Annotated in this window: 5 protein-coding genes; 4 read left to right on the forward strand and 1 reads right to left on the reverse strand. The window is 63.2% G+C overall.

The window, feature by feature from the left end; translation table 11 throughout:
• The coding region (locus ABD906_RS09965) for a GTP-binding protein (protein ID WP_245464554.1) at window positions 1-102 on the reverse strand (102 nt) is incomplete at its 3' end.
• A 447-nt stretch (window positions 103-549) separates the two neighbouring features.
• On the opposite strand from ABD906_RS09965, the gene ABD906_RS09970 reads away from it, so the two are divergent.
• The 4 genes from ABD906_RS09970 to ABD906_RS09985 all read left to right on the forward strand — a co-directional run bounded on the left by ABD906_RS09970 (window position 550) and on the right by ABD906_RS09985 (window position 4,285).
• Complete coding sequence (locus ABD906_RS09970; protein ID WP_345099271.1) at window positions 550-876, forward strand: DUF982 domain-containing protein; 327 nt, start codon at window positions 550-552, stop codon at window positions 874-876.
• 735 nt (window positions 877-1,611) lie between these two features.
• The gene (locus ABD906_RS09975; protein ID WP_345099272.1) at window positions 1,612-3,165 is read left to right on the forward strand and encodes a histidine kinase; all 1,554 of its coding nucleotides are present in this window, start codon (window positions 1,612-1,614) and stop codon (window positions 3,163-3,165) included.
• Complete coding sequence (locus tag ABD906_RS09980; RefSeq protein WP_345099273.1) at window positions 3,162-3,821, forward strand: response regulator; 660 nt, start codon at window positions 3,162-3,164, stop codon at window positions 3,819-3,821. The genes ABD906_RS09975 and ABD906_RS09980 overlap by 4 nt, the downstream gene beginning before the upstream one ends.
• Before the next feature lie 104 nt (window positions 3,822-3,925).
• Window positions 3,926-4,285: a hypothetical protein gene (locus tag ABD906_RS09985; RefSeq protein ID WP_345099274.1), complete on the forward strand. Its 360-nt coding sequence runs from the start codon at window positions 3,926-3,928 to the stop codon at window positions 4,283-4,285.
• Window positions 4,286-4,350: the final 65 nt, after the last annotated feature.

Here is a 4,350-nt window from a genome sequence, read left to right on the forward strand (position 1 = left end):
CTTCGTGATCGCCGCCGTCAGCGACGTCTTGCCGTGGTCAACGTGACCAATCGTGCCAATGTTCACATGCGGCTTCGTGCGCTCAAATTTACCTTTGGCCATGTGCGAATTCTTCCTCAGGCGACAAAATTAGGGTTGCAGTGCCGCGGCGATAGCTGGAAAGCCGCAAAAAGACAAGCCCTTTTAACTGTAACGCTTCCGCTATGGGAAGCCCTACGCCTCTCCGCCCGGCCACGGATTTCAGCCGGGTGCTTCAATATAGTGCGGATGAGTTCGTTTTCCCAGCAGGACATATGCACAGCTTCCTGCGGTCGCGCCTGCCCTCCCCGCCCGCCATTGCGTGCGCTGCCGTGCCGCGGCCCCGCTCCTCCCCTCCTTCCAGTCGCCTTCCGGCCGCAGGCCTTCAGCGTTCAGGACTCCATAATGCGAAAGAGGTCTCCTACATAAGGCAAATGTCCCGCCCCACCATCCGGATGGTGGGGACGAAAGAAAAGCTATGGAACTTTCGAGGAGGCAGAACGTTTGGATCGGTCATCAAGGAGTTCCCCCATGCAGACTGCACCCTTCGATTTGCCTATCCACGTCCGCTGCGCCAGCCGCAACGTCGTCAAGATAAGATCTCCGAAGGATGCGTTCGATTTTCTGCTGTCCTGCCCCACGCAGGAAGGCCCCTTGTATGAAAGTGCGCTGGAGGCCTGCTTCTCGGCTCTTGCCAACAAGGCGCACCACGCGGATGCCTATCGTGGTCTTTTGACCTTTGCCCGCGCCCATGGACTTCTGGCCGATGGCAATGGCGCGCGGTCGGCCAGCCGCAATCTGCGCGTGACCCTGCGCACGCCGGCCATGCCGCAACCGTCCCAGTTCCGCGGCCACTGATTTACGCCTGTTGACTGCTTTGGATCACATCGTCGCGTCCGCCACCTTGGCTGGGCGCGACTGATGATGCGTCCGCTTCTCAGCGGCGCCGCATGCCCCCCCCCATCCCTTCCGACGTCATTCCTCCAGCTCGGTGCGTTCCGGGGCAGACCTCAGTCACCTTCCCGAGGAGCGGACGACGCGTAACGGCTGCCGCGCATCTCAACCGCGCGACAAACTGGCCCCGACATGTGGCCGGGCGGCTCGACAGAAACGCCAGTGCGTGCGGTCTGATACTCATTCGTTGTGGAGAGGAAATTGCGCGAAGGAATCCGTCAGGCGCGGGGAACTCCCGGAGAACGCTCTCGATCAGCCAAGAAAGAATCGAGACGTCCCGACTGCCTGGGTTGGGGGCGGGAGCAGGCAGTCAGGACGTCTCCGGGTTGCGTGTGCGCAATAGGCTTTGGGGTGCCGAATGCAGGTGCATCCTAGGCTGATCCATGGCGCCGCGCTACGGAAGTCCTGCGCAACTTGAATGGCAAAAGTTCCCGGAACCGTTGCCAATTGTCCGCTTGTGGACGAGGATAATGTTAAGGGAGATTATCATGCTGCCGGACAAGCGTTCCGCAGCATCAATGGAGTGCGGTCCTGTGCGTGGTCAGGAGCGCGCCTGGAGGCGCCTTCATCCGGCCGGGCGGAAGGGCCGCCGTTTGCGCAGCCCGTCGTGGCGCGCGAGTGCAGTCAAAGGGATGGAGAGTGACCGAAATCGCTGCGTGGCAATCGCATGAGCCCGACGGGCGGCAGACCGTGTCCGCGCCCGTGGCGGGCCTGCCCGCCCGCATCTCCTCTCCGCTCCCGCACAGGATGCGATTGTGGCACCGGATTTCACTACGCTGGCGCATTCTTGCCGTCTTTTTCCTGGCGACCATCGTCGCCGGCGCGGTTGCCGCCGTGGCGACCATTTACAATGCCCGGCACGCGGCGCAGGTGGAGATAACCGCGTCCATGCACCTTGCCGAGCGGTTCGTTCGCGAGGCGGTCGAGCGCGTTCCGCCCGAGGCGCCCGCCCCTGCCGTCCTCGCAATGCTGACGCGGGAACTTTCCGGCCTGCGCCACGTCCGCGCCCTCGTCTCCGGCCTCGGCGGCGGCTGGATGTCGCTGCTGCCCATGCAGAACGCGACGCCCATCGACGACGGCGCGCGTGAGGTGCCCGCCTGGTTCACGCGGCTCATCCATGTTCCGGAAGTACGGCGGGAAATGCGAATCGGTGTTGGCGGACGCTACATCGGCGCGGTTGTCCTGATCGGCCATGCCGGCGACGAGATCGCCGAAGTCTGGGAGAACAGCAAGAACCTGGCCGGCATCTTCTTCGTCTTCGTGATCGCCGTTGCTGCAATCCTCTATGTCGCCCTGGGGCGCGTCCTGCAGCCGCTCACCAGCCTCGGCAAGGGCCTGCAGGAACTGGAAAAGGGACAGTTCCAGCACCGCCTGTCCCGCCCGAGCGTTCCGGAGCTTGCCGACATCACCGACCGCTTCAATGCGCTGGCCGGTCGGCTGGCTGCCGCCAGGGAAAACAACCAGCGCCTGACGCGCCGCCTGGTCAGCGTCCAGGACGACGAGCGCCGCCACATCGCCACCGAGCTGCACGACGAGCTGGGCCCCTGCCTTTTCGGCCTCAAGGCCAACATTGCCTCGCTCGAACAGGTGGTGGAGGACCTGCCGGCCGGGCCGGGCGACCGGATGCGTGACCGCCTGCGCACGCTGGGCGAGATCGCCGACCAGATCCAGCTGTTGAACCGCCGGCTTCTGAGCCGCATCCGCCCGATGGCACTGGGCCACGTGCCCCTCGCCGAACTAGTCTCCGGCCTGATCAAGGATTTCGAGCGGGTCGATGCTACGCCCAAGATCGCGCTGAACGTCGGGGCGCTCGCGCCCACCTACGGTGACAGCATCGATCTGACCGTCTACCGCTGCATCCAGGAGGGCATCACCAATGCCAAGCGCCACAGCGGCGCGAGCCTGATCGTCGTGGAGCTGGAGGAGCGCCGGGCAGACAGTGCCGATGACGGCGCGCCGGCATCCTACCTGCTGACACTGTCGGTCGGGGACAACGGCCGCGGCCTGCCGCCGGACACGCCGTGGGGCTTCGGCCTTTCCGGCATGGACCAGCGCGTGCGCGCCCTTGGCGGCACCCTGACGGTCGTTGAACAGAGACGCGGGACTCGCCTCGAGATTTCCATTCCGCTAGATGACAATCGAAGACGGGTAACACCGGACGGACAGGATGAAGAAGGGAGCGGGCCGTCATGAACCGTGTGCTGCTTGTCGATGACCACCCGATCGTCCTGCAGGGATGCCGAAGGGTTCTGGAGGATGCGGGCGTGCGTGAGGTGCTTGAAGCGGGTAGCGCAATCAGCGGCTACCGCCAGTTCCTGCGCAGCCGCCCCGACACGGTGATCGTCGACCTCGCCCTCAACGGCAACCGCCTGGGCGGCCTGGATCTCATCCGCCGCATGCGCCGGCACGACAGCCGCGTGCCGATCCTCGTGCTCAGCATGCACACCGACCCGCATATCGTGAGCCGCGCCCTCGAATCGGGCGCGACGGGCTATGTGCTGAAAGAAGCCGGCCCCCGCGATCTGCTCGCAGCCTTCCAGTCGGTGCGGGCCGGAAAGCCCTACCTCAATCACGAAATTGCGGTGCAGGTGGCGATGCTCGGCCCCCGCCGCGACGCGGGCCCCTATGGCAATCTCTCACCACGCGAGCTGCAGCTTCTGACCCTGCTGGCCGAAGGCAAAGCCTATGGCGAAATCGCGACCGAGCTCAACGTCAGCTACAAGACGGTGGCAAACAGCTGCTCCCTGCTCAAGGAGAAGCTCGGCGCCCGCAACCTGCCCGAGCTCATCCGCATGGCGATACAGTATGTGTCGAATGGGGCGGGCGAGACCGCGAACGTGCGGGTTTAGGAGCGGGATAAGCCCACCAATCTTTCGATCTCATCTTTAATGTCAGTGCTGATCTAGATTAGTCTCGCGGAGGTGAAATACAGAACTGGGCTGTGGTAGATGCCATGACCGAAACAATCTTTAATATCTTTGTCTATTTTCAAGACGGCGTGGCTACAGAATACGGCGTTCAACCAATCCGCTGTAATGGTACAGATGTCGAAAAGCTGAACCTGCTTCGCTCACGCGTGGATAAAGACTTTAAGACTGCCCATCGCTTCTCCCTAGGACGATCATTTACTCCTGAGGAATGGCGCGCCGCTCACCGCCTTGGAAACGTCACGGATTACTTCGAAGAGGCTTTCGACTGTTACAAGGCTTCTCGGTCCCCGCTGTACTGCCTCACGCCAATTGTCGACGGACATCCGATGGTGGACATGATCATCGTGATCGGCCCCCACGGACGGGTCCAATTTGATTGTTAGTGCAATGATGGTCGTGGCGCCAGCGCGGGCGGCATCGCTGGTTGGGGTTGCAGGGCCGCCCGCGC

Source organism: Chelativorans composti (assembly GCF_039541695.1).
GTDB lineage: Bacteria > Pseudomonadota > Alphaproteobacteria > Rhizobiales > Rhizobiaceae > Chelativorans > Chelativorans composti.